This is a genomic window from Bradyrhizobium sp. 14AA (genome assembly GCF_054185205.1).
The window spans coordinates 55,152-79,351 of record NZ_JAVAYM010000012.1 but is presented as its reverse complement, the minus strand read 5'-3'; the positions used below and the strand labels follow the sequence as shown (position 1 = coordinate 79,351).

General features: G+C 62.1%; 21 protein-coding genes. 14 read left to right on the top strand and 7 right to left on the bottom strand.

Annotation, left to right across the window (positions count from 1 at the left end; translation table 11 throughout):
• Positions 1–32: 32 nt before the first annotated feature.
• Both RAD15_RS21940 and RAD15_RS21935 read right to left on the bottom strand, forming a co-directional pair.
• Entirely contained in the window at positions 33–1,037 is a 1,005-nt protein-coding gene (locus tag RAD15_RS21940) for a glycosyltransferase family 2 protein (RefSeq protein WP_458180262.1), read from the bottom strand.
• Positions 1,034–2,206: a glycoside hydrolase 5 family protein gene (locus tag RAD15_RS21935; protein ID WP_458180261.1), complete on the bottom strand. Its 1,173-nt coding sequence runs from the start codon at positions 2,204–2,206 to the stop codon at positions 1,034–1,036. The genes RAD15_RS21940 and RAD15_RS21935 overlap by 4 nt, the downstream gene beginning before the upstream one ends.
• 205 nt (positions 2,207–2,411) lie before the next feature.
• Between RAD15_RS21935 and RAD15_RS21930 the strand changes: the two genes are divergently transcribed.
• From RAD15_RS21930 to RAD15_RS21890, 9 genes are all read left to right on the top strand, one after another.
• Positions 2,412–3,629: a carboxylate--amine ligase gene (locus RAD15_RS21930; RefSeq protein ID WP_458180260.1), complete on the top strand. Its 1,218-nt coding sequence runs from the start codon at positions 2,412–2,414 to the stop codon at positions 3,627–3,629.
• A 2-nt stretch (positions 3,630–3,631) separates the two neighbouring features.
• Positions 3,632–5,176 carry a glucosamine inositolphosphorylceramide transferase family protein gene (locus RAD15_RS21925; protein WP_458180259.1) on the top strand — a complete coding sequence of 515 codons (1,545 nt, stop codon included), beginning with the start codon at positions 3,632–3,634 and terminating at the stop codon, positions 5,174–5,176.
• A gap of 218 nt (positions 5,177–5,394) precedes the next feature.
• Positions 5,395–6,651, top strand: a complete 1,257-nt coding sequence (locus tag RAD15_RS21920) for an FAD-dependent oxidoreductase (protein ID WP_458180258.1) — start codon at positions 5,395–5,397, stop codon at positions 6,649–6,651.
• A gap of 95 nt (positions 6,652–6,746) precedes the next feature.
• Entirely contained in the window at positions 6,747–7,436 is a 690-nt protein-coding gene (locus RAD15_RS21915; RefSeq protein WP_458180257.1) for a glycosyltransferase family 2 protein, read from the top strand.
• Between the two features lie 44 nt (positions 7,437–7,480).
• Positions 7,481–8,647 carry a glycosyltransferase family 4 protein gene (locus RAD15_RS21910; RefSeq protein WP_458180256.1) on the top strand — a complete coding sequence of 389 codons (1,167 nt, stop codon included), beginning with the start codon at positions 7,481–7,483 and terminating at the stop codon, positions 8,645–8,647.
• Positions 8,648–8,766: 119 nt separating this feature from the next.
• Entirely contained in the window at positions 8,767–10,623 is a 1,857-nt protein-coding gene (locus tag RAD15_RS21905) for a hypothetical protein (RefSeq protein WP_458180255.1), read from the top strand.
• A complete protein-coding gene (locus tag RAD15_RS21900; RefSeq protein ID WP_458180254.1) occupies positions 10,610–11,368 on the top strand; it encodes a hypothetical protein in 759 nt (252 codons plus the stop codon). Before RAD15_RS21905 ends, RAD15_RS21900 begins: the two co-directional genes overlap by 14 nt.
• A gap of 14 nt (positions 11,369–11,382) precedes the next feature.
• Complete coding sequence (locus RAD15_RS21895) at positions 11,383–12,645, top strand: glycosyltransferase family 4 protein (RefSeq protein WP_458180253.1); 1,263 nt, start codon at positions 11,383–11,385, stop codon at positions 12,643–12,645.
• A 5-nt stretch (positions 12,646–12,650) separates the two neighbouring features.
• Positions 12,651–13,982 (top strand): lipopolysaccharide biosynthesis protein, encoded by a 1,332-nt coding sequence (locus tag RAD15_RS21890; RefSeq protein WP_458180252.1) that lies wholly within the window; start codon positions 12,651–12,653, stop codon positions 13,980–13,982.
• A gap of 83 nt (positions 13,983–14,065) precedes the next feature.
• Here RAD15_RS21890 and RAD15_RS21885 read toward each other — a convergent pair whose 3' ends face one another.
• The 4 genes from RAD15_RS21885 to RAD15_RS21870 all read right to left on the bottom strand — a co-directional run bounded on the left by RAD15_RS21885 (position 14,066) and on the right by RAD15_RS21870 (position 18,946).
• A complete protein-coding gene (locus RAD15_RS21885) occupies positions 14,066–15,157 on the bottom strand; it encodes an acyltransferase family protein (protein ID WP_458180251.1) in 1,092 nt (363 codons plus the stop codon).
• A gap of 196 nt (positions 15,158–15,353) precedes the next feature.
• Positions 15,354–16,211 carry a class I SAM-dependent methyltransferase gene (locus tag RAD15_RS21880; protein WP_458180250.1) on the bottom strand — a complete coding sequence of 286 codons (858 nt, stop codon included), beginning with the start codon at positions 16,209–16,211 and terminating at the stop codon, positions 15,354–15,356.
• 240 nt (positions 16,212–16,451) lie between these two features.
• On the bottom strand, positions 16,452–17,306 hold the full coding sequence (locus tag RAD15_RS21875; protein ID WP_458180248.1) for a methyltransferase domain-containing protein: 855 nt from the start codon (positions 17,304–17,306) through the stop codon (positions 16,452–16,454).
• Entirely contained in the window at positions 17,303–18,946 is a 1,644-nt protein-coding gene (locus tag RAD15_RS21870; RefSeq protein ID WP_458180247.1) for a polysaccharide biosynthesis/export family protein, read from the bottom strand. The genes RAD15_RS21875 and RAD15_RS21870 overlap by 4 nt, the downstream gene beginning before the upstream one ends.
• 269 nt (positions 18,947–19,215) lie before the next feature.
• Here RAD15_RS21870 and RAD15_RS21865 point away from each other — a divergent pair, with 269 nt between their 5' ends.
• The 5 genes from RAD15_RS21865 (at position 19,216) to RAD15_RS21845 (ending at position 23,413) form a co-directional block, all read left to right on the top strand.
• The gene (locus RAD15_RS21865) at positions 19,216–20,655 is read left to right on the top strand and encodes a hypothetical protein (RefSeq protein WP_458180246.1); all 1,440 of its coding nucleotides are present in this window, start codon (positions 19,216–19,218) and stop codon (positions 20,653–20,655) included.
• A gap of 92 nt (positions 20,656–20,747) precedes the next feature.
• Positions 20,748–21,794 carry a TAXI family TRAP transporter solute-binding subunit gene (locus RAD15_RS21860; protein ID WP_458180245.1) on the top strand — a complete coding sequence of 349 codons (1,047 nt, stop codon included), beginning with the start codon at positions 20,748–20,750 and terminating at the stop codon, positions 21,792–21,794.
• A complete protein-coding gene (locus RAD15_RS21855) occupies positions 21,791–22,411 on the top strand; it encodes a hypothetical protein (RefSeq protein ID WP_458180244.1) in 621 nt (206 codons plus the stop codon). Before RAD15_RS21860 ends, RAD15_RS21855 begins: the two co-directional genes overlap by 4 nt.
• A gap of 36 nt (positions 22,412–22,447) precedes the next feature.
• The gene (locus RAD15_RS21850) at positions 22,448–23,047 is read left to right on the top strand and encodes a DsrE family protein (RefSeq protein ID WP_458180243.1); all 600 of its coding nucleotides are present in this window, start codon (positions 22,448–22,450) and stop codon (positions 23,045–23,047) included.
• 138 nt (positions 23,048–23,185) lie between these two features.
• A complete protein-coding gene (locus RAD15_RS21845) occupies positions 23,186–23,413 on the top strand; it encodes a hypothetical protein (protein ID WP_458180241.1) in 228 nt (75 codons plus the stop codon).
• 51 nt (positions 23,414–23,464) lie between these two features.
• Here RAD15_RS21845 and RAD15_RS21840 read toward each other — a convergent pair whose 3' ends face one another.
• Positions 23,465–23,872: a cupin domain-containing protein gene (locus RAD15_RS21840; protein WP_458180240.1), complete on the bottom strand. Its 408-nt coding sequence runs from the start codon at positions 23,870–23,872 to the stop codon at positions 23,465–23,467.
• Positions 23,873–24,200: the final 328 nt, after the last annotated feature.

Below are 24,200 nucleotides of genomic sequence, written 5' to 3'. Positions count from 1 at the left end.
CGCTCCCCGTGCCGCTCCTGGGTCCGTGCCAGCTAGGCTCTCCAAACCCGGACTCGCGATGCCAAGTGCCGCGAGAATTCTTCAGTGGCTCCGCCGAGGCGGGCCGCGGCGTAAGCGAACGCCGTAAGGGTGAAGCCCGCGATGATCGCCCCAGCCCTTTGCGCATCACCGATCGTGCCGTGCATGGCCGCCCGCAGGTTCGCCACGACTGCCCGCGGGAGAACCTCGCGGACGTAGCGCCCTTCGGCCCGGAGGCCATCTTTCGAACCTGCGAGGCCCGCCAATACCGCCTTGGCGCTGCCCTCCACCAAACAACGGTGAACGAAGTACTTCCATGTCATGCGCTGGGCAGGCACTGCATGATGCACGCACGCCCCTGGACGATAGGCCCAATACCCTCCAGGGTGCAGGCGGGCGGCCCGTATGCAGAACTCAGTCTCTTCACAGCTTTCGGCCTTGCCACCGATCCGCCCGCGGCCGCTGACGGAAAACCCCTGCTTGCGACGCCCGAGCTCCGACGTGAACCCTCCGGCGCGACGCAGCACATCGGCGCGCACCGACATGTTGGCGCCGATCGGATTGCGGATCCGCCCGTCGCAGACATGCATGCCGGTGTAGGTACAGCCGACGATCCAGCGGAATTCACCGGGAAACCAAGTGGGCGGAGGCGCCTGCCACAGCGGCTCAACCGGGCCGCCTGCCCCGAGCACGGTCGGATCCTTGTAGGCCTCCAGCATGTCCTCCAGCCAGTGCGGGTCAGCAGCGGCATCGTCATCGAGAAAGGCGATCACAGGCGCCGTGATACATTCCGCTCCCGTCATGCGTCCGCCCGACAAGCCCGCTTCTTTCGCATTCGCGAGGACGGTCACCCCGGAGAGCTCCCGTGCGGCACGCACCCGCAAGGCTTCGTTGTTGTCCACCACCACGACAATCTCGCGCGGGGCGCGCGTTTGGGTGCGGACAGACTGGACCGCACGCGTCAACTCGTTCCAGCGGTCGAGCGTATGCGCGCAGATCACGACGGAAGCTTCGATCATGGGATTCTCGCGGCAGTTTTCCGGACCTGCGCCACCCGCCCCGCCGCGGCCTTGAAGACATTCCAGATTGCGCTTCCATCGTTGCGAATATCGAACTGGTCGTACTCGTCGATGGGATAGCGTCCGCTGTCCTGCCGCGACACCAACCGCCACACCATCCAGCCGGCGCAGTTTGGATCGCGCGCAAGCGTGTCGAGCCACATCGCGTAGGCCTGCGTCGAGTCGGGGTTGGAGCGGGCATAGCCGAATTCCTCGAGAAGGACCGGCTTCCTCGCACGCGCTGCCAACTGGCAGAACTCCGTGATCGTGTCGTTGAATTGCTTGACGGTGAGCTTGTAAAACAGCGGGTAACCGTGCCAGGTCCCGAAATCGATGGTTGGGATGGTCAAGTCGGATAGCTTCGCTTCAACGTTGGCATGCCCCGAACTGACGAGATGATTGGGGTCGAGGGACTTCACGTAGGCCGACATTTCGGCAGTCCAGGCCAACCGCAGGGCTTCGGGCTCCGCGTTGCCTTCGTTCATCAGCTCCCAGGCCATGATGGTCGGATCATCGCGGTATGCGAGCCCTGTGAGCAGGTTGACCCGCTGCACGACATGGCTGACCCAGCTCCTGTAGTCGCGCTTCGTGCGGGGATCCTTGAAGAAAAACCCGGACTTGTCCTGGCTCCCATACCAGGCCCGCATCTGCTGGACGCCGCCCGTGTAAGACCAGAAATCCAGGAAGCCGATGACCAGCCTCAGGTGCCGCCTGTTTGCTTCGGCAATGACGAAGTCGACCTTCTGCATGCCATTGGCGCCGTCATTGATCGCCATCCCGCCAGTGCGAGGATCCCAGTAGAGCAGGTATGTACCTTTAACGGCGAGATCACTGGCATCGCCCCCAACCTTCCAATTCCAGATCGTGGCGGTGCTTCCATCAAAGGACCCGATCACTGGCTGGAGAAAGATGCGAACGACATTCGCCCCCATCGCCACGGCGTCATCGAGAACCCGTATGACCTCATTCCGCGAGCTGTACGTCAGATAGTGGTTATTCACGCCGACGACGAAGTACTGTCGATCGTCGAGCGTGAAGTTCGTGCCGGAAATCTTGATGAAGGATGTCGCCGATGGATTGTCCGTGGCATTCGCCAAGGCCGGGGCAGACAGCAATGCGAATACCAGCATTCGCAGTCCGAAGTCGCGAAGCCTGTTGCTCGCCTGTTTACAATCGACATTCATCCCTCCACGTGACCTTCGCCCGCGGCGGAACGCAACCGCTCCGAAGGATTACCTCCACTGGAGCCGCACGATCCGCCGCCAATCAGGCATAGTGATGCTTTGGCGGTCCCGGTCGTCTCGGTAGGGTCCTGTGTCGTCGGCAACCAACCAAGTGTCCCGCTCATCGGAGCGGCGCGTCCCCGCCGTCGTGATCGGTGGCGAGCTGAACGGCCTTGGGGTGTGCCGCAGCCTCGCCCTGGGCGGGATGCCCATTTGGGTCGTCGACTGCAAGCGCTGGAAGCCGGCGCTGTGGTCGCGTTATGCCCATCGGGGCCTCACGGACTCCCTGCATGGCCCAGCCTTCATTGCCTTTCTGCGCGATCTTCAACGCCGGATAGGCGAGCCGCCCTTCCTGGCCATCACGGACGAGCTAGCACTGCTTACGATCTCGGAGCATCGCAAAGAACTCGAGAGGCTCTATCGCTTCCGCTTGCCGGCTCACGAGACGGTTCTCATGCTGCATGACAAAGCCAGGTTTCACGAGAACTCCCGCTTGCACGGCTGGCCGGTGCCGAACGGCGTGGTCGTGCAGTCTCTCTCGGAAGTCCCGAGGATCGCAGCGCTTTGTCCTCCCATGATCCTGAAACCCGCGGACAAACGCCACTTCCACGCCGGACACGCTCCCCGCCTGATCACGGCCGTGAATACCGCCGACGCAATCGCAGCCGTCAAGAGGCTCCTGCCTCAAGTCGGCGAGGTCCTGGTGCAAGAAATAGTCGCGGGACCGGACGACAACATCTTCTTCTGCCTGTTCTACCGGGGTCGCGACCGTGAGACGCTCGGCATGTTCACTGGACGAAAGCTCGCCAGCACGCCGCAGGGTACCGGCAGCACGGCCTTCTGCACGGCCGCAGCCAACAAGGAGCTGGAGCGCACGACCATAGGCATTCTCGACCAGCTGAACTACTTTGGATTTGGCAGTATCGAATACAAGCAGGACGCCAGGAGCGGACGCTTCCTGATCATCGAGCCGACGGTCGGGCGAACTGATTGGCAAGAAGAGGTCGCAACGCTCGCCGGGGTCAATATTCCGCTGATAGCTTATCGGCACGAACTTGACCTGCGGCCCTTTCCTGACAAGCCGGTCGACGGTCGAATGGTCTGGCAGAGTTCCTGGATCGAACGGGCGCGCCGGAGTGCAAGATCGATCCCGCCTCGGTCCATTGTGGTGGATGGTTATTGGCGCCGCGACGACCCGCTGCCGGCATGCGTTCACTATCCGCACAACGCGGCACACGGTGTGACAATGCATCTGCGACCGTGGGTTACGGTGCTGCACCAGAAATTCGGAACGGCCGCGATCAGGCATCCCTTTGTGGGGCGAGAGTAACAATGCGCATCTGCCTATATCTCGATCCGTCACGGCTTCTGCGCTGGCATCACTGGCTGGCGGAGGCAATTGCCGGAACGCGCGGCAACGAGGTCTACTGCGCGTTTGCGGCTACGCAACGCCCTCTGCCGCCGATATGTCGTCTGCTGATCGATCTCGAACGGCTGGTCTACGGCTTTGGCGCGGACGCCACGAACCCCGTTGAAACGGAGCTGCGATCTCTTCCGTCGCTTCCCATTGGCAATGCCGACACGGTGATAAATTTCAGCGGCGAGGTACAGCTGGCGGCAGGGGGACGCGTGCTGACGCCGCTCTTCAACGGCGTCCCCGGCGAGATAGGCGTTTTAGCCGCGCTCGCCGATGACCACGACCTTGTCGTTGACCTGCACGACTCGGCGTCGCCTTCGGGCTCATGGACCGCGCGACCGGCCCGCCTAGACCGCGACGTGTTCGCGGCAGGCCTCGACAGCGCGCTATCCTGCGCCGTGACGCTGATCCTCAAGGCCTTGCACGATGAAGCCGCGCCCGATGCCTGCGGGACCTGGGCAAAGGCTCCCCGGCGCTTTGGCGCGTACTCGGCCCTGGCATTTGCGACTGGCACGGCCGCATCGAAGGCAATCAGATTCGTAGATCTCCTTGCACGGGGTGGCAAGACGTGGGGAATCGCATGGCGTTTCGACGAAGAGACAAGCCTTCTCGAGAAGCGCGAGGCGCAATTTCGTGTCCTCACTTCGCAAGCCAATGGCTATCTCGCCGACCCCTTCCCGTTTGAACACAAAGGACGGCATTTCATCTTTGTCGAACAGTATCTCAACACCAAGCGCCGGGGATGCATTGCCGTTGCGGCAGCGGACCAGAAGGGCACCACCCCGCCGCAGATCATCATCGAGGAGACCCATCACCTCTCCTACCCGTTCGTGTTCGAGCATGATGGACAGATCTGGATGATTCCGGAGTCAGGCGCGACCAGGTCTGTCAGCCTCTATAGAGCCGTGGAATTTCCATACCGATGGACGCGCGAGGCATGCCTCGCCAAAGGCTTCGAATTTTACGACACCACGCCGCTGCAGCACGCGGGCGGCTTCTGGTTCTTCGGCAGCCCGAGAATGTGGGGATCGACGTCCTGGGACGTCCTCAGCATCTACCGTGCCGAAAGCCTGTCGGGGATATGGACGCCGCATGTAAACAACCCCGTGTTGATCGACGCGACTCTCAGCCGTCCCGCAGGCGCCTTTATTCAGCACGGTGAGCGCACGCTGCGCCCGGTTCAGGATTGCTCGCGCCAGTATGGCGGCGCGGTGACATTCTGTCAGATCGACGCGCTCGATCGGTCGACGTTCGTACAGACGCCGGTCGGCCGCGTCAGGACCGGAGCGTTCGGATGCCACACATACAACCGCCAGTCCGGTCTGGAAGTCCTGGATCTGTTCGGTAACGTCAACGGCTTACGAGAGGTCTCTGCCTCCTATGGCCCGCTCGCATCCCGCCCCACCATCGCCCATGGGCAAGCTCCTGTCGCGGTCGAGTCGGATTTGGCAACCCGGTGAAGCAGCTGCCAATGATAACCGAGCGTCGCGTCGAAGATGCGGGGCCCTGTACGGCCAGTACCGGCGTGAAGGCATAATCACAAAGAGCTAACCAACTATCGTGCTTTCCTTGCGGCATGCCATCGGGGATGCTCCGGAGCCGATCAGGTCAGGAGAAGCGCCCAAGACCACTATCTCCCTTCATCTCATACGCGTTGTACCGTTTGCGTGAGGCTGCAATGACGAGGTCGAGCACGTTCGTAGATGTGGCGGTCATTGGAGCTGGCCCCTACGGATTGTCGCTCGCCGCGCATCTGCGCCGACGCGCCGTGGAGCATCGGATTTTCGGGGAGCCCATGGGCCCTTGGAAAGCCAACATGCCTCCTGGCATGCTGCTCAAATCCTATCCCTGGGCGACGAACCTCTCCGACCCGGACTCGGAGTTCGACCTGAAAAGTTTCTGCTCCGAACGTGCCCTTCCCTATCATGACGAGCTGATGCCGCTTCCGCTGAGCCGGTTCGTCCACTACGGCGAAGCGTTTCAGGCGCGTTATGTGCCTGCCGTGGAGCGCAAGACCCTGATCGCACTAGACCCCGGATCGGGTTTCCTGCGCGCCAGTTTCGACGATGGCGAAACGGTTGACGCGCGCCGCGTCGTGCTTTCGATCGGCCTGCAGCCCTTCAAGCTCCTGCCACCGGAGGCAGCACATCTGCCTGCCGATCTATGCTCTCACAGTGGCGATTGCGGCTCGCTGGAAAATTTCGACGGAAAAGAGGTCGTCGTAGTCGGATCCGGATCATCGGCATCCGATCTGGCGGCGTTGATCCACGAACGAGGGATTCAAGTTTCGCTCGTTGCGCGCCGACCAAAGCTACAATTCGCCGATGGCCCGCGGCACCGTTCCTGGTTGTCGCGCACCATCGTTCCGATGAGCGGCATTGGCCATGGCTGGACACTGGCGACCTGCGCCAAGTATCCACAACTGATCCGGCATTTGTCAGAGGACTTGCGCGTCCGGCTCGCCAACCACAGGGCGTTGGGCCCGCTGGGCGGCGCTTTCGTGAAAGACCGCGTCGTCGGGAAAATTCCGACATGGCTCGGTTATGGCATCCGTGGCGTTGAGGCGCATAACGGCAAGGTCACGCTCAACCTGGTTGAACCCGGAGGCACGCAGCGTTCGATAACGGCCGAGCACGTCATCTTTGCAACCGGCTACAAGGTGGACATCAGCCGGCTACGCTTCCTGAACCAGACACTGTTGCAGCATATGCGATTGATCGACGGGGCTCCGCAACTCTCGGCGCATTACGAGACGACCGTGCCGGGTCTGCATTTCATCGGTCCGGCCGCGGCAAACAGCTTTGGTCCGGTGTGTCGCTTTGTCTATGGCACAGATCATCCAGCCCGGCATCTCGCCCGCCATCTCTCGGCTGTCCTGGCGCGCTACCGGCCCGCGCTCCAGCTCAGGCCGCTTGACCGAACGGTGTTGCCATGAATGCTCCAGTCCCCAGCATCCTCGCCCATATCGGGGTCGCGCCGACCCCCGCCCCGATCGATATCGCACTGGGGCGGTCGCTGACTCTGCCTCGTGTGAGCTTCGTCATCCCGACACTCAACGAAGCCAAGAACCTCCCTTGGCTGCTGCCCCGCATTCCGAACTGGGCGCATGAGATCATTATCGTTGACGGTCGTTCGACGGACAGCACGGTCGCGGTGGCGCGCCAAATGCGTGACGTGAATGTTGTCATGGAACCTCGACGAGGAAAGGGCGCGGCTCTGCGGGCGGGATTCCGGGCTGCGACCGGCGACATCATCGTCATGATCGACGCCGACGGCTCCATGATCCCGGAGGAGTCCCTGGTCTTCGTGAGCGCGCTGATCGCCGGCGCGGATCTGGTCAAGGGCTCGCGCTTTCTCCAGGGTGCAGGTACCGACGATATGTCGCTGTTCCGGATGCTTGGCAATTGGGGCCTGACCCAGATCGTCCGGCTGCTGTATGGCGGCGCATTTTCGGATCTCTGCTACGGATACATGGCGTTCTGGGCCAAGCACGTCCGCACGCTCGACTGCGATTGCGACGGGTTCGAGATCGAAACCCTCATCAATGTGCGGGCCTTGAAGAACCACCTCAACATCGTCGAGGTGGCGAGTTTCGAGGCGCCGCGCATCAGTGGTGAGAGCAATCTGCGCGCGATCCCGGACGGCTGGCGCGTCCTCAAGACGATCCTGCGCGAGCGCGTGCTTTCGCCAGTCTCGCTGGTCGCCTATGGATATCCATGAAGGGCTGGGGACGATCGAGGGATCGTCTGGTGAAGGGATAGCCCATGCGAATCCTGATGGTTGCCGCCCGCTGCTACCCCTTCACGGGAGGCATCGAAACCCACATCCACGAGGTCGGGCCCCGTCTCGTAGCGCGCGGCCACGTGGTCGATGTACTCACCACGGATCCCTCAGGAGAGCTGCCGGTTGAGGAATATATGCGAGGCATGCGCGTGCAGCGCGTGCGGGCCTGGCCGAGGGAATCGGACCTGTACGTCTCGCCCGGCATCTACACCACGATCCGGCGCGGTGTCTGGGATCTGATCCATTTCCAGGGCTACAACACTTTCGTGGCGCCGATCGGGCTGGTTGCGGCCATTCGTGGCGACCTGCCATTTGTCCTGACCTTCCACAGTGGCGGACATTCCTCGCGGCTCCGCAATGCCATGCGCGGGACCCAGCAAGCGATACTCCGGCCGCTCGTGACCCGGGCCGCACGGCTGATCGGCGTCTCCGAATTCGAAGCCAGCTTCTTCAGCGCCAGGATGGGCGTGCCGCGCGAGCGCTTCGTCGTCATTCCAAACGGCGCGGCAATGCCGGCCGCGAGTCCCGGGGTGAGGATCGAGCCTCATCTGATCGTCTCCGGCGGCAGGCTCGAGCGCTACAAGGGCCATCACCGGGCGATTGCAGCCATGCCCGAGTTGATCCAACGGGTGCCGGACGCCCGGCTCCACATCGCCGGATCGGGTCCTTATGAAGCAGAATTGCGGCGCCTCGTCGCGAAGCTTGGCCTTGAAAAACAGGTCACGATCGCGACCATTCCCGGATCCGACCGCCAGAAAATGGCGGACCTCCTGGCGAGTGCCGGGCTGTTCGTATTGTTCAGCGAATACGAGGCCCACCCGGTCGCCGTAATGGAAGCCTTGTCGCTGCGGCGTCCGGTCCTGGTGAGCGATACATCCGGGCTCGGAGAGCTGGCGTCCAAAGGACTCTGCCGAGCGACTGCGCGCGATGCAAGCCCGAGCGACCTGGCCGCTGCAATGGGCGAAGAGCTGGAGGTCCAGCGCGAAGTCCCGGATTGGGCGCTGCCGGACTGGGATGCCTGTGCACAAGCGCTGAGCGAAGTTTATGACGATGTTCACAACGACATTCTGAGCAGCCGGTCCAGGCATCGCCTTTCGCTCGGCAGCATCCCATCATGGCCCCCTGCGACGAAGGTACGACGCCGATGATGCCGGCTCGTTTGACCGCGTCAACGGGGCCAAGTCCGCTCCAGAGCGGAGTCCAATTCGTTTCGGCGATCATCGGTCCCGATCTTCACGGCGGCAGCTCCGATGGCCCGACGCGGCCGGTGAGCTACGAATGGATCGCGGCCTTGTGCCTGACCGCGTCCGTGGCCTTGTTGCTGGTCGTGGCGGGACACGCGGCCGGCCGCCGAGCCTACGACGTGGCGCCGCTGCTTTTCTGGTCTGGCGTCGTCTTGCTGGTCATCCCGATCAGCCTTCGCATTGGCTGGCCCAGCGTTGCTCGGGGTGAACGCCTCTTCCTGCTGTTCCTGCTCGCCGAGACCCTGCTCTATTACAAGACCGTGTATTCCCCGACGAGCTTCATCGGCCATGACGAATTCTTGCACTGGGTCGCCGCCGACGATCTCTTGACCGCGCGCCGGCTCTTCCTGTCCAATCCGCTTCTTCCGATCGGCCCGACGTATCCCGCCCTGGAGATCCTGACGACAGCCATCGTCAATCTGACCGGCCTGTCCGTCTTCCTGGCGGGGACGCTGCTCCTGGTCATCCTGAAGGGCACGTTCGTGGTTGGCCTGTTTCTGTTCTACGAAGCCATCACGGGATCGCCCCGCATTTCGGCCGTTGCCTGTCTGGCCTACATGGGCTGCACGACCTTCGCCGTTTTCGACTCGATGTTCTCATACGAAAGCCTGGGCGTCGTGCTGGGCGTGCTGACCTTCGCAGTCGAAGCGGCATCGCGGGATTTCGACCAACGAGCGAGACTGAGAGCGCTCGGGCTGATTGCCTTGCTGTTGGCGAGCCTTGCGGTTACGCATCACGTCACCGCAGCCTTCGTCGCCATCTACTTCGCGATGCTGGCGGCCTTCGAGGCCTTGCGCCGACAGGGTCCATCGCGGATCAACGCGAAACTAGCCACCATCCTCATCGTCCTCATCGCGACACTCGCAGTCGCCCTGCCGGTCCTCTGGGTCTTAGCCCGCGGCAATCCCCTTTCGGGCTATCTCGGGCCGGCGGTTGAAACCGGTCTCAGCGCATTACTGCGGAAGTTCATGGGCGGAGTCCCGCCTCGGCCGGAGCATCTCGACACGTTGTCCCAGCCCTTTGGCATGCGGCTGACCACCGCCACGGCAGTCTTGCTGTTGTCGCTCGGACTGGCGACGGGCTTCTTCAGGTCGCTTGCCATGTCCGCGTCGAGCGGTGCGCGGACGGGTTGGTATTCGATCGAGGACATTCTCAGAAGACGTTGGCGCGACAGCCGCATCGTATTTCTCGCGCTACTGGCCTTCGGCTTCCCGGTCTTGGTGATCTTCCGGCTGACGCTCACGGCATGGGAGATCGCGCACCGCATGGGAACATTCGTGTTCATCTCGGTCGGGTTGGTCGTCGCTGTGAGTGTCGTCCACTTCTGGCAGGGTCGCGAGGCGCGCGGATGGCGCCGCATAGGGCCGGCTGTTGCGCTCTCCATTATCGTCATGGGCGGCATCACAAGCTCTTCACTCGACCCGATCAGGGGACGCTACAAGGTCGGGGCCGACCAGCAATCCGTCGAGGCCATGGGGATCGAAACGGCACGCTGGACCAACGAATGGCTCGCAGCCGGCAATCGCTTCACCGCCGATCGCGTTAATCGCCTTCTGCTTGCCAGTTACGGGCGGCAGGACGCGAGGGTCAAGATCGTCGAAGGCGTTGATACCGCACGATTGTTCGAAGCCGGAACGTTGGACCCCGATGTTCTCAGGGCGCTGGCGAGAAGCGAGGTTGATTTCCTGCTGGTGGATTTGCGCTTGTCCACGGCCCCTCCGGTGCTCGGCTTCTACTTCGAGCCCTGGCAAACGCGACACGGAAAGGCGCTTTCCGGCGACGATTTGCTCAAATTCAACGACATCGAGGGCATCACGCGCATCTACGACAACGGCTGGATCGTCATCTACGACGTGAGGGAATTGCATGGGAATTCGTAGCCACCGGGACCTTCTGGTTTCCTTCCTTTGGGCACTCGCCACGCTGGCTGCGGTCTGCCTTAGCAGCAGCCTGCTCCTGCGCACAGTTCTGGGCGCCCCGATGGTGTTTTTTGTCTCCGGCCATGCCACGCTGCGGGCGATCGGCATCAAGACCACCTCGTTGTCTGAGCATCTCGCCTACGCTGTCGGCACGAGCCTCGCCGTCGGCATCGCCGGCGGCTTCGTCCTGAACGCTGCAGGCTTCCTGACGCCGCTCGGCTGGGCGGTCTGGTTCTGCGCCATTACGTTGGGCGCAACGCTGGTGGCCGACAATCGCAGCGGCGCTCCCGATTTGCCGCCCTGGCCCGGTTCGGTGCAGATCCGCTTCTGGCAGGGTGCCGCGATAGCCGTCGCGGTGCTCCTGGCCACCGGTGCTTATGCGCTGGCCGCCCGCGACGATGCGACCTACCGACAATTCAGCTATACCGCGTTCTGGATCTTGCCATCGACAGGTGGCGGCCCAGGTCGGATTACCGTCGGTGTCCGCAGCGCTGAGACCAAGACTCAGCGTTTCGACGTGGAAATAAGTCTCGACGGGCGGCTGTTTGCCGTTTTCCAATCGCTCACGATCGCGCCGGGCGAAACCTGGTTGCGACAGCTTCCAGTTCCCGTCGCGGAGACCTCGCAAAAGGCCGAGGCTCGGCTCTACCGCCCGGACGACAATCGACTCTATCGCAGCGTTTCGACCCTGGTGCCACGTCGCTAGAACGAGGCTCGACAATGCGCATCCTGCTGCTGTCGCAATTCTATCCTCCGGCGATCGGGGGCGAGGAGCGGCACGTTCGCAACCTCGGCAGGACGCTGGCGCAGCATGGCCATCACGTGAGTATCGGTACCTTGATGCACGCTGGATCGCCGGACAGCGAGCTGGACGGCGCGGTCCGCGTGCATCGGTTGCGCGGCACGCTTCAACGTCTCTCAGTCCTTCACACCGATTCCGAACGCCGCCACGCGCCGCCGTTTCCTGATCCCGAACTCGTTTTCGCTCTGAAGCAGCTCATCGCTCAGGAACGGCCGGACGTCGTCCATGCCCACAATTGGATCTACGCCTCCTTCCTGCCGCTCAAGGTGCTCGGTCGCGCTCGGCTCGTCGTGACCCTGCACGACTATGGCCTTGTCTGCGCCAAGAAGAACTTCATGCATCTGGGCACACATCTGTGCGAAGGGCCGCGGCTCGCGAAGTGCCTGCCCTGCGCCGCCGCGCATTACGGCGCGACAAAGGCCGCTGCGACAACATTGGGCAATTGGGCGTCAAGCTTCGTCGCCAGGAGGGTGGTGGACCGCTTCATCGCGGTAAGCCATGCGGTGGCACGTCATACCGGTCTGACTGACGGCCGTGCTCCGTACGAGGTCATACCCAACTTTGTGCCTGACGATGTCGGGGTGCTCGGCGCGGAAGATCCCTGCCTGCGGGAGCTGCCCGAGGACGGATTCATCCTGTTCGTCGGCGACATGATGCGGCTCAAGGGCATTGACGTTCTCCTGAAAGCCTACGCCGGCCTGAAGCAAGCGCCATCGCTGGTTCTCGTCGGCCGCCGGGTCGGCGACACGCCAGCGGAGTTTCCGCAGAACGTCCGCGTTTTCAGCAACTGGCCGCACTCCGCCATCATGCATGCATGGCACCGCTCGCTGTTCGGCGTCCTGCCGTCGGTCGGGCCGGAAGCCTGCGCGACCGTCATCATGGAAGCGATGGCGTCCGGCAAGGCGGTTATCGCAACCGACGTCGGCGGCATGCCGGATCTCGTCGATCACGGCAAAACCGGATTTCTCGTTCCGCCAGGCGACCCGCAGGCTCTGGCCAGCGCGATGCAAGCATTACTTGACGACCGCGCCATGCTGATCTGTATGGCATCGCGAAGTCTCGCTCGGGTCGAACGGCTCAAGGCGGGAGCGGTGGTGACCAGGATCGAGCAGGTCTACCATGATGTGCTGCACCCAGCTGTCGCGCGGGATCGTGCTCCCTGCGCACCAACATTCGGGTGAGCCTGATGCGCTCCCTCACCCGAGCTGCAACGACACACCTCCTCAGGACGGTGCAGAAAAGCGCCACCTTCGTTACCAACTCGGGCGCTATGGCTATCGGGACGGTGGCCATGGCTGCTTTTGGATTTGCCTATTGGTGGCTTGCTGCCCGGCTCTTTGCGCCGGAGGTGATCGGCAAGGCCTCCGCTCTCCTGTCTGTGATGGGCCTTATCGGTCTCCTGGGAGAGGCCGGGTTGGGGACGTTGCTGATTGGCGAAATCGGCCGGCACCCGGGCCGGGCGTCCGGCCTCGTGAGCGCAGCAGCATCGATCGGGCTAGGATTGGCGCTCAGCCTGGCCCTGTTGTTTGCTTTCGGGGAAGCGCAGCTCAACAGCTCCGGCAGCCCGATTGAAGGTTGGCTCGTTGGCATTGCCTTCGTCCTCGGGTGCAGCCTGAGCGTCCCCAGTGAACTCGGTGACGCGGCACTCGTGGGCAATCTGCGCAGCACCAGCAGGATGATCCGGCAAGTGCTGTTCTCCACGTTCAAGCTGATGCTGATCGCCGCTGCCGCCGCCGCTGGCTACACGTCCAACGCCGCGATCATCCTGACATGGGTGGCCGGGCTACTGATATCCTGGATTGGTCTTGATCTCCTGACCCGCGGCGAAGCTCGTCGCCTCGTTGGGCCACCCGACTTCCGGGCACTTCACGTCCTTCGGCACAAGGTCTTCGGTCATTACGCACTCGATGTCACTATCCAGGCGCCCGTCATCATCATGCCCTACCTGGTGCTCGTTCTCCTGTCGGCGACCGCCAATGCCGCATTCGTGTCGCTGTGGATGCTGGTTACGATGGCCGGCACGATTCCCGCAGCTATGTCCACGGTCCTGTTCCCCGTGATCAGAGCAAACTCGACGCAATTCCGGCACCATATGCTTGTGTCGCTGGCGGTCTCACTGCTCTTCTCACTGGTCTGCGCCAGCATCGTCTTATTCTATTCGGAGCAGATCCTGGCGCTCTTTAACCCGGCTTATCCGAAGATCGCCGGCTCGAGCCTGTGCCTTCTCGGATTCAGTCTGGTGGGCTCCACATTCAAGTATCATGCCTGCAGCCTGGCGCGACTTCGCGACAAGATGGGCAAAGCATCGCATTGGTTCGCGTTCAGCGGATTGCTGGAATTGTGCTTCGCAATTGCTGGCGCGAAGCTTGGCGGGCTTCAAGGTCTGGTCGTGGCCTGGACGATCGCCATCAGCATCGAGGGTGCATGCGCAGCTCTCGTCTTGTTCTTCGCGACAACGCTGGATTCGGCCGACCACCAGGTGCGCGAAGGCCCGGCCTCCAAGCTGCTCCAGACCTGAGCTGGCCTCGGCCGCAGAAGGCGCGCCGATCTGCGCCAAGCGCCGTAGTGCGGCCTGCAAAATCTTCGCAAATGAGTGGCAATTCAGCTGGCCCGAGCAGGCAGGAGTTCTCGCCTCATTGAAGATTTTCGCAGCCGGGCGCCAATCGGCCGCTCGACGGTTCGATAGAATACAAGACCGAACAGGTTCGACAACAGCAAGGCCGCCAGGACAAAGAACACGGCAGTCGCAGTCGTAATGGGAATTATCATCTTCAGCGCCGTCACCAGGAAGATGTGGAACAGATATGTGCTATACGATGCATCCCCCAGGGCCTCGGCAACGGCTTCAAGCCTGCCACCCGAGACGGGCGGCGCGAACGCACATGCCGCAACAGCCATCGCGCCAGCCATCCAGATAAGGATGACTTCCGGAAACGGTAGACGCGACGGGAGCCGAAGAACGATGTTCACCAGGATTTGCCCCCCCAGCAGTGCCACCGCGATCCAAATCGGATACCGGACAACGACGCGCTCGCCCAAGGCCTGTTTCAGCAGGCCGATGGCGGCGCCGGCCGCGAAGAGCAAGATGATCGGTTCGGAGAAAAAAGTGAACAGTGTCTGAGCCGGCCGAGAGTCCGAGAGCGGCTTCGCCAACGATCCCCCGGCGACGACAGCAAACAGAACGAGAAAGACACCGACCAGACCGGCTCGCCGCGGCAACATCAGCGCGACAGTCAACAAGGCATAAAAGAACATCTCGTAGTTCAAGGTCCAGCCCTGCCCGAGTACCGGCTGCATGTCCAGGCCGGGGACACTCAGGTAAGGGATAAACATCAGTGAATTGGCGAGATCGTTGAGCGAGGCGCCTCGGGAAAGTGGCGCAAACTGGTAAAGCGCGAACGCGACAAATGTAGCAATCCAATATGTCGGCACGACACGGACAAGCCTGCGTCTGGCGAAACTCATTGCCTTGGAGACGCTTCCAAAGTCATCATAGGAAATAGTCACCATGATGAACCCGCTGATGACAAAGAACGTCGTCACCCCAAGACCACCAATGCTGAACCCAACCGGCCTAAACCACTCGGGCAGAACGTGATGTTCGACGAGAACGTCCAATGCATGGCTCAGCACGACCAGCGAGGCGGCAATTCCACGTAAGGCCTGGATTTGATGATTCCTCGACGCGCTCATGGGACGTAGATCCGGCCTTTCCCGCGGAACGTGCAGACTATATCGAAGTGCAGGCGACCCGCCTCTTTTCTTAAGGGCTACTCCGCCAGTTCGTGCTTCTGCACTTTCTATCGCCGCGGCGACCGCCTTGCAGTCGAGCAGGCCTGAATGTGCGATGATCCTTCGAACGGTTGGTGTTCGACAGAACGCGGCGCAGTCATTTCGTTGCTATTGCCGTGATGCCCATCAAGACGCCAACCAATTGATTGCGTCGCATATGCACCGGGAGCCGTCCCAGGGCCCGTTCGATGCCGCGCAACAGCCAATAAGGTGGCGTCGCGAGCCGATATCCAGCGATGACCAGGGGGAACTTGACCCGGCGGAAGCCCGCCATGAGAATCAAGGCGCGGAGGGAGCGATAGTCATACTCGCGCATGTGCATTCCGGTCGCCACATCGTCGACAACAGCCGATATGTCATGCGGGCCCGTGACGACACTCGGCGTCGTGCATACATAATGCCCGCCCGGCCTCAACACCCGATGGATCTCCCGGAGTTGGTCTCTGGCGTCGTCGACGTGGAGGTGCTCCATGAGCTGATCTGAATTGGCCAGATCGACGGAGTTGTCCGCGAGCGGAATGTCGATCCCGTCCGTCTTCAAAAATCGGAAATTGGCCGGAGCCGTGGTGAAGTTCACAAGAGCGTCCGTGACGTCGAGACCGAGCACCTCACGGGCGTTTCTTGACAGCGCGTAGGGCAGCAGGGCGTCGCCGGCGCCGATCTCCAAGTACACGCCACCGTGTGCGATCAGAGGCTTGAGGAGCCTGACTTGTCTCACAACCCGTTCGAGCCGCGAGCTGCCGCCCCCTCTTTGTTGGGGATGGTCCGGCAGACTGTTGAACAGCTCCGAATAGACCTCGGCATAGAGTCGACAACGCTCGTCGCGGGCGGCGGATCGCAGGCGGTCCGCGAGCCGACGCTCGAGTTCATAGTGAGCAATCAGGCGATCGGGAGATCGGGTGTCGTTCCAGCGGCGCTGGATTGCCCTGTAGTCTGGCTTCAGCATGACCGCCATGGGCGCTCCGAATTCCAATCTATCGTCTTTGCGGTCTGAAATCGTAGCGCCCGGCTGGAGAGGTCCGTTTGCAGTTGAGGGCCCGGAAGGTCCAGGCTCGGGCAAACCGTCGATGTTCCTCGCCGGCGCCACCTCTCGTCTATGCCCCCATTGACGTTGGCGAACGGGGGACACGCCCAACCATGACTCAAAATGCAGCATACAATCGACCACCGCGGCTCGAAACCGCCGGCTCCCTCACTACGGAGTGATCTGCTGGTTTGCGAGCGTGCGGCTGCCCTTCTCTTGCTTTGCAGTACGCCCCGCCGGCAATCTCCGGAAGACGAATTGCCATGCCCAAGGCACAATGCCCAGATGGCTGTGAAGCCGAGCAGCCAAGCGCAATGCTTTGGGAATAGCCTCGGGCCGATAGTTGAAATTCTTGGTGAGCACGACCGAAAGGCCTGTCGCGGCGGCGGCTTTCTTCACATGCCGGATGGTGACGATAAAGAAGTGCGCCTTCTCGAAGTCCCACCCCGTCGGCGTCAGCTTCCAGTACAGCGGCTGGAGCCTGTATGGCACGAAGCCAAAGAACGGCAGACGACTGTGAGATTCGATCGGGAAGTATGGATTGGGAATTTGCCCGACCAGGATTCCGCCCGGAGCCAAGACCCGGTAGATCTCGGCCATGCTCGCGTTGTGCAAGGCCGGCTCGAGATGCTCGAACACATTCGCCAAGGTGACGCAGTCGAAGCTTTGATCGCCAAATGGCAGCGCGTGAGCGACGCCAGGGAGCATCTCCAGACCTGCCGCGGATCGCGTCGGGCGGCCGATGTCCGGTTCGATGCCTTGCCAATGCAGCGCGGTCGCGGAGGCATAGCGGTCGGTAAGTTCCCCGTTTTGGCATCCAATGTCCAGCGCGTTGCCTGTGCGAAAGCGGACATGCTCATTGATCAGGTCGCTAAAGCTACCCGCAAGCTGGCCGTTACGTGCTTCCCACTCGTCCGTCGACTGGAGCACGCCCCGGCCCTGAAGAGCGTCCCCCTCCTGCTTCGTTCCGACGAACCTATCCATAGAAGCCATCCCTTGCTCACGAATATCCTGGACGGTCGTCACTTCGGGCCAGTCCTCTGCTCCGCAACGGCGCGTCCCGTCGTCGTCTCCGAGTGGTCGACGCGCTCCGCTGTCGATCTGTCCTCCTTCGCGGCCGAGACCGCCCCACCGGCCTGCGCCTTCTCGGTTTCACCCGTGATGATGTTAACGAGATCGCCAGGCACTAACACGCTCGTCCCGCTCGCCACGATGACGACCGGCCCGGTCGCCGTTTGTCGCACGATCTCGTAGGTTACGCGGTTCGCTTCCTTCGCGAACTGGGCGCGTGTCGCCGGCAACGTGCCCAGGACCCCTTCGCTGATGTTGAACTCGCGCTCATTGTCCGAGATCTGACGCTCGACCATCTCGATCTCGGTCTCCAACTCGCTCTTGACATCGGCCTGCACCTTCATCGCCTCGGCCTCCATGGAAACAAGGCGCTGCTTGGCCATCCCGTACTGATTGAGCGCATCCCTCCGGCGCTGCTCCGCGTCGGTCAACTCGGTCTGCACCTGGTTGAGCACCGTCATACTGAGAACATTACGGTCGACGAGTGCGCGCATGCTGTTCACGCGATCCTGTCGCAATTTGACGAGTTCATCGAGCGCCTCCATGCGCCCATAAACCGCAACATCCTGTTTGGCCGAATCCAATGCAGTCAGGATGGCGTGCTCACGATTCTTGCGGGCCGTGGCAACGGCCTTGCGTCGGTCGCTCTGCTCGTTGACGATATTGGCGGCCTCGGTCGAACCGACCAGTTCCAGCAGCCGGGGCGGGATCTTGGTGTCGGTCCCGTCGCGCTCGGCCTTAAGCACCGCCGCGCGCGCCAACAATTTCAGCATGGCATCAGCGGCGCCGCTGCGCTTCTGGATTTCCCGCACGGCTTCGATCTTCTGCCAAGGGTCGTTAGTGCCGCGGTCGAGCCCACCGGCCAACGCGATCGCATGCAGGACCGTCATGCCCGACACGTATTTGAACGAGCCGGCGTTCTTGACCGGCCCCAGCACGTAAATAGGAGAACGCTCTACCGACAGGATGGTGACCATTCCCCTGCGACCCAGCAGTTGCTCGAAGCTCTCCGCCAGGGCGTCTTGCGCCCGTTGCGCTGACCGGTTGACGACCGAAATGAGACCAAGCAACGGCACGGAAATCGTGCCGTCCGCCTGGACCACATATTCACCGCTCAGTTCCGGACGCTGGAGGATGCCGCGCAGAGCCGACACGGACGATGGGCGCCCCCATTTGTCCTCCTCGACATCCACCTGCTCGTAGAACGCCAGCTTGAGCCGGTCCCCGACGACGAACAGGCCTGCCGGCGGCGTGTCCACCTGCGTCCCGACCATTTTCGGAGGCCCAGTGATGGTAGAGGCAGCGGGAGTTGCGCTGGTGTCGATCGTCGTTGCGGGCAGCATCTGGGATCCGAACACGACGGCAGATTCAGCCGCAGCGTGAACCGACTGGGTTCCCGGCGCGCCGCCTGCAGCGGAAAGCGACTGCGCGAGGCCTGCGGAGGCAACCTCGATCGCTTCCCAATTCTTGACCGTTCCCACCCCCAGGGCGACCCCGGAGACCGCTCCGAGGAGCAGCAGCAGGTTTTTTCTTCCTCTGCGGAGAGACATGTTGGGCCGTCGAACAGCAGGCTCTGAATTGCCTTTGGCGTCCATGGCGAATGGTCTCGATTTCAATGGCGGCAATTCCGTCCTGCCCCCGCTACTAGGTGAAAACGTGAGCAACCAGAACGACAACGCCGCCATCGTGGCCTCTGGTGATCACCGACACAACGACCCTTTGTGGGCATCCCTGGAGGTACCCCTTCCGAGCAGCAAAAAGGGGTAAGCAAGGCTCCTCCATGCGGATTATAGGAACGCGGACGGGCAGCGCGCATAATCAGGCATCTGCACTCAATCGCTCATCGTGCCACGGACGATTGCAAATGAGGCGCACGGTTATTCTTCCTTTGGCCGACGGCGACGTCGCAGACACGCCGCGTCGCGCGCCGGAGATGGAACGACGTCTGCCCATGCGGAAACGGTCGACGATTCCACGGCTGGCGACGGCGGTACTCGTGATGGCGTCAATGCCGGGCGCGACGGTGTCCGCCGATCCAGCGCGATACGGCGTGGATGCACGACTGGCGAATGTCTCCAGCTGCCCTGCCCCTCACCGGCTGGAGGGTTGCAACACATTCAGTGCGCTGCCGCCGTATCGCCACAGCAAGGACAACTCAATTCGACTTGCGCAAGCGACCGAGATTGACAGCAGAAAGCCGCAGCAGTCTCTGGAGCCGGAACCGCGCAAGCCCGAAGCGCTGTCATGCGAGCTCGGCAGTGCAAAGCACGATATCGAGCTGCTGCAAGGTCTCGCGCAGGAGCACGACCGAGCCGACCAGCTCGAGCGGGCCCTGGCGGCGGCGCAACGCGATCTCGATGCGCAGACGGCGCGGGCGGCAAAAGCGAGCGATGAAGTCGCCGGGCTGACACAGGCGGCAAAAACGGCCGCCGCGGAGCGGACACGGTCGGTTCAGAAGGAGCATGAAAGAGCTGAAGCGCTGGCGCAGGATCTTTCGATCGCACGCAGCAAGATCTACGCATACGAAGCCCAAGCTGCCGCCAGCGAGAAAGCGGCACAGCTTAAGCAAGCGCAGGAGAGCGGCACCGCCTCATCGGGGCAGTCGCAGCAACCGGAGCACGATCGGGCCGAGCAGCTGGCACGGGATCTTGCGAAAGCAACCAGCGAACTTGACGCGCAGACCGAGCGAGCATCCAAGGCGGGCGAGGATGTCCTGCGGGTCAAGCAGGCCCGCGAGCGAGACTTGGCCGAGCTGCGCCACACGTTGCAGCGTGAGCGCGAGCGGGTCCAGGAACTGGAAACGGAGATCGCATTGGCGCGCCTCGACAACGGCGCGTTCGCGGCGAGATATCCCTCCGCCGCGTCGCTGCCGGCGACGAGCGGAACGGATATGCGTGGGGAGGCAACCGGAGCGCCAACGCAACAACTCAAAAGCGAGCTCGTCCATGAAATGCCCATGCGGGACGGGCCAGTCCACGATCAGACCACAACGCCGCGCGACGCAGTGGAGGCCCGGGTCAATCCCGACGAAGCGGCGCAAGTAGCGAGGCTGTTAGCACGTGCAAGCCTGCTGCTTGAGCAGGGAGACATCGGCGGGGCGCGGATCGTGCTGGAGCACGTCGCCGGAACGGGCAACGCGCAGGCCATATTCGTGCTCGCGGAAACCTACGATCCGCTGATCCTTCCAAGCTATGGAACGTATGGAACTCATGGGGACGCGACCAAGGCGCGGGATCTCTATGCGCGGGCCGACGCCGGAGGAATCAAGGAGGCGAAGGCGCGATTCGAAGCGCTGGGTCGATAGCGCGGTCCGGTGCGGCCAATTTCCAGACGGCCACGCGCGATCGAGATTCGAAAGCGCCGGCGCGCATGAGCATGTATGGAGGACGTTGGTCGATGAAAAGGCTTGCTGGATTGCATCGGCTGCTCTTGCTCGCGGCATTCGTACCATTTCTTTTGACCTTCCAGTCGTGGGCGGATGCCCGGCCGCAAAATACTCGGCCGCACAAGGTTCGCCTGGCACGGCCCGAACCACCGCCGCAGCCAAGGCCTGAGGCGATCTCTATGAATGCCTGGACGATCGGCCTGGCCGGAGGCTTGCTCGAGGGTGCACCGATCCGCCTGGCGGCGGAGATCGCACGTGTGGTCGACGACGGGGATAACCTGCACGTTCTGCCGGTCGTCACTCGCGGAGCCACTGAAAACGTGAACTCCCTGCTCTATTTGCGCGGCATCGACGCGGCAATCATCAATTCCGACGCGCTCGAGGAATACAAGAGCCAGGTGCCGGACATCCAGCGACGAATTGCGTATGTCCTGAATCTGTTCCCGTCGGAGCTGCACATTTTCGTTCGGCCGGAGATCCAGAGCTTGAGCGATCTCGCCGGCAAGAAGGTGAACTTCAATACGCAGGGCACTGCCGCGGCTTATTCGGGGCCGCTGATCTTTAGCCGCCTCAATCTCGAAGTGGAAAAAACGTTCATTCCGCACCAGGTCGCGCTCGAGCAGATGCGCAAGGGCGAGATGGCAGCCGTTGTCTTCATTACATCGAAGCCGGTGGATGCCTTCGTGCGGGGCCGCTGGGAGTCGGGCTTCAAATTCCTGCCCCTCCCCTACGACGGCAGGTTCGAGGACTACTACCTTCCCGCCGCCCTCGGTGAAGCCGACTATCCCAATCTGATCAAGCCGGGCGAGCGGGTCTCGACGGTCGCGGTGCCGACTGCCCTGGTCGCCTTCAATTGGCCGACCAAATCGAATCGCTCCGAGCGTGTCTCACGCTTCGTCGATCATCTGTTCTCACGGATCGACAGACTGCAGGCGCCCGGCTTCGACCCGAAATGGAAATCCATCAACCTCGCTGCGACAGTTCCGGGTCTCGCGCGCGTCCCTGCGGCGCAGGCTTGGCTGGATCGTCAGCACCGTGCAACACAAGCATTGCAATGAACCGTGTCACCATCCTGCTTCTCATTGCGCTCGGGGCTACGGTCGGCACAGCGTCGGCCCAGGATGCGATGACAGAGTTGCGCTCCTGCCTTCAAAGGCCACACACGGAGCGCCCCGAGTGCCTGGACAAATTGACGCGCGCCGTCGCACCCCAACATCGCCAGTCCTCCAAAGATGAATGGATCGTCAGCCAGACGACCTCGCCGATAGACTACTCTCCGATCGCGACTGCTATGACATCGTCACGCAGCGGGACCGCCGAGACCGCGATGCAATTGTCGATTCGCTGTCGCGGCGGCCGGACCGAATTGGTGCTCACGGGACCCGGCATCTCCCGCGGAGGCGGCGACGGTGCAATTTCCTATCGCATCAACGATAACCCGGCCGTGCAAGTCGCGGCAGCCAGCCCCGCGTCCGGGCCTGGCATTGCGTTCACGGGGGACGTTGTTCGCTTGCTGCAGTCGCTTCCGGACAGTGGAGACCTTGTCGTCCTGCTCTCGCCACGGGGCGGCGCCGCCCATGACGGAACGTTCTCCCTCGCCGGGCTCGACGCGGCACGCACGAAGATGGCAGAGGCGTGCAAATGGCCGCGCGCGATTGCGACGCCCAATCATTGATGGTGGGCTTATGAATTTCTTCGATGGAGGTGGATAATGATCAGGTTCCAACATATTGCCGAAGCGTTCGCGATGGCAGCCATTGCCGTTCTGGTTTCCGCATCGTTTGCGAGCGCTGAACAGGGCGGAAGATACTGGACGCCGGCAGACGCGCAACCCGTTCAGCAAAGGGCAACGCATGTGAGAGACCATGCAGCGAAGCGGACGGCGGTGACACGGAAACGGTCCGCGGTTGCCCATATGGAGGGGGCGGCGACACCCAAGGCGAGAGAACATCATTTGATTCTGCAGGTGAATACCAACGATCCCCCGGCAATGAATCTCGCCCTCAACAACGCAACCAATGTGGCGCAATACTACAAGGACGCCGGCGAAAAGGTGAAGATCGAGGTCGTCACATTTGGACCAGGCCTGCACATGCTGCGCGAAGATACATCTCCGGTAAAGACGCGCATCGAGGAAATGGCCCTGAGCACGCCCGAGGTTTCGTTCAAGGCCTGCGGCAACACCCAGGAGAAAATGAAGAAGGCCGAGAACAAGGACATACCGATCGTTCGTCAGGCCGAGATCGTGAAATCGGGCGTCGTGCGCGTGATGGAATTGCAGGAGATGGGCTGGACCTACGTCAAACCGTGAGCCGGCGTCATCCCCGCGGGGCGTCTGAAAGCATCGGACAGCAATCTTCGGTGAGAGCTGCGATGCGAGAACCTGTCAACGAGCATTTCATTTGAAATTGCGGGGTCGCGCACGGCCTTAATTTACGGTGAGGGAGCCATGCCGGGATCAGCCCAGACCAATCTCGGGTTTCCGCCGGGTTCGCGCATTCGAGTCACGCCTGCCGGCGGTTCCCGTTTGGCCGGAAAGACCGGCACGGTGATCGGCGGTGGATACTACCCGAAAAGCGTCCGCGTGGTCTTGGACGGGTCAAAAGTTCCGATCACTCTGCACGCAGACTATTTGGCGCCGATTGACAGGGATTTCGGCTCCCTGGAATCGGATTGATGGTGAGCGACTTCGTTCCCTCGATATCGCCGACAACGACTCTGCGACCGCTCAAGTAAGTAGGGATGATCGAGGCTGGCCCTTGATCAGTGACCTGAGCTTGTTGGCAGCACGGATGGCGAAGCCGAGCGGGACCGGATTATCCAGTCGGCAGAAGGCGACCTTTTTCACACGATCTTCGACATGCCACCTGGCCTGCGTGCCGGTGCGGAACAAGATCACGTCACTAGCTCCGTAACGCTTCGGCGGCAAACCATCGATCTCCAGGACGATTGATCCTTCGAGGATCACGACGGTCTCGTCGAAATCGTAATGCCAGTTGAACTTACCTTGGGTGCAGGACCAGATCATGGTCCAGGCAGTCCCACATGCGCTCGTCGACAGAAGGCGCGAACGAGCCTCTGGATTTCCTTCGACGATCCACGACGGCTCGATCGGCGCAGGCTTGAGATCATCCATCACACCATATCCCGCCTCAAATAGGGTCGCGCATCAACGCCTCGATGGCTGATAGCATCACTTCAAAGACGTTCGGCGTTGACGCCCCGCTTCCGCAGCGACTTGCACCTTGAGACCGCCGACAAAGCACGGGAATAGGTCGTCTTGCCGCAGTGCCCCGGTCGGCGAACACCATTAGGAGGTACCTCGTCCGCGGGTTCAGCCCGATGTGCAAAGCCCAGGGATTTTTTTGCTCGCAGCACATCGCGACGTTCCGATAACGCAATGAAGGGCGATTTGACGGAGCTGCGACCAGCGCCTGGCGCAACCCGTTACGAGAATCGCACGA

Bases quoted from the DNA above. Each gene is read 5' to 3' on its own strand.
- RAD15_RS21940 (WP_458180262.1), bottom strand. From the start codon at position 1,037: ATGATCGAAGCTTCCGTCGTGATCTGCGCGCATACGCTCGACCGCTGG.
- RAD15_RS21935 (WP_458180261.1), bottom strand. From the start codon at position 2,206: ATGCTGGTATTCGCATTGCTGTCTGCCCCGGCCTTGGCGAATGCCACG.
- RAD15_RS21925 (WP_458180259.1), top strand. From the start codon at position 3,632: ATGCGCATCTGCCTATATCTCGATCCGTCACGGCTTCTGCGCTGGCAT.
- RAD15_RS21920 (WP_458180258.1), top strand. From the start codon at position 5,395: ATGACGAGGTCGAGCACGTTCGTAGATGTGGCGGTCATTGGAGCTGGC.
- RAD15_RS21910 (WP_458180256.1), top strand. From the start codon at position 7,481: ATGCGAATCCTGATGGTTGCCGCCCGCTGCTACCCCTTCACGGGAGGC.
- RAD15_RS21900 (WP_458180254.1), top strand. From the start codon at position 10,610: ATGGGAATTCGTAGCCACCGGGACCTTCTGGTTTCCTTCCTTTGGGCA.
- RAD15_RS21895 (WP_458180253.1), top strand. From the start codon at position 11,383: ATGCGCATCCTGCTGCTGTCGCAATTCTATCCTCCGGCGATCGGGGGC.
- RAD15_RS21890 (WP_458180252.1), top strand. From the start codon at position 12,651: ATGCGCTCCCTCACCCGAGCTGCAACGACACACCTCCTCAGGACGGTG.
- RAD15_RS21885 (WP_458180251.1), bottom strand. From the start codon at position 15,157: ATGAGCGCGTCGAGGAATCATCAAATCCAGGCCTTACGTGGAATTGCC.
- RAD15_RS21880 (WP_458180250.1), bottom strand. From the start codon at position 16,211: ATGGCGGTCATGCTGAAGCCAGACTACAGGGCAATCCAGCGCCGCTGG.
- RAD15_RS21870 (WP_458180247.1), bottom strand. From the start codon at position 18,946: ATGGACGCCAAAGGCAATTCAGAGCCTGCTGTTCGACGGCCCAACATG.
- RAD15_RS21865 (WP_458180246.1), top strand. From the start codon at position 19,216: ATGAGGCGCACGGTTATTCTTCCTTTGGCCGACGGCGACGTCGCAGAC.
- RAD15_RS21860 (WP_458180245.1), top strand. From the start codon at position 20,748: ATGAAAAGGCTTGCTGGATTGCATCGGCTGCTCTTGCTCGCGGCATTC.
- RAD15_RS21855 (WP_458180244.1), top strand. From the start codon at position 21,791: ATGAACCGTGTCACCATCCTGCTTCTCATTGCGCTCGGGGCTACGGTC.
- RAD15_RS21850 (WP_458180243.1), top strand. From the start codon at position 22,448: ATGATCAGGTTCCAACATATTGCCGAAGCGTTCGCGATGGCAGCCATT.
- RAD15_RS21845 (WP_458180241.1), top strand. From the start codon at position 23,186: ATGCCGGGATCAGCCCAGACCAATCTCGGGTTTCCGCCGGGTTCGCGC.
- RAD15_RS21840 (WP_458180240.1), bottom strand. From the start codon at position 23,872: ATGGATGATCTCAAGCCTGCGCCGATCGAGCCGTCGTGGATCGTCGAA.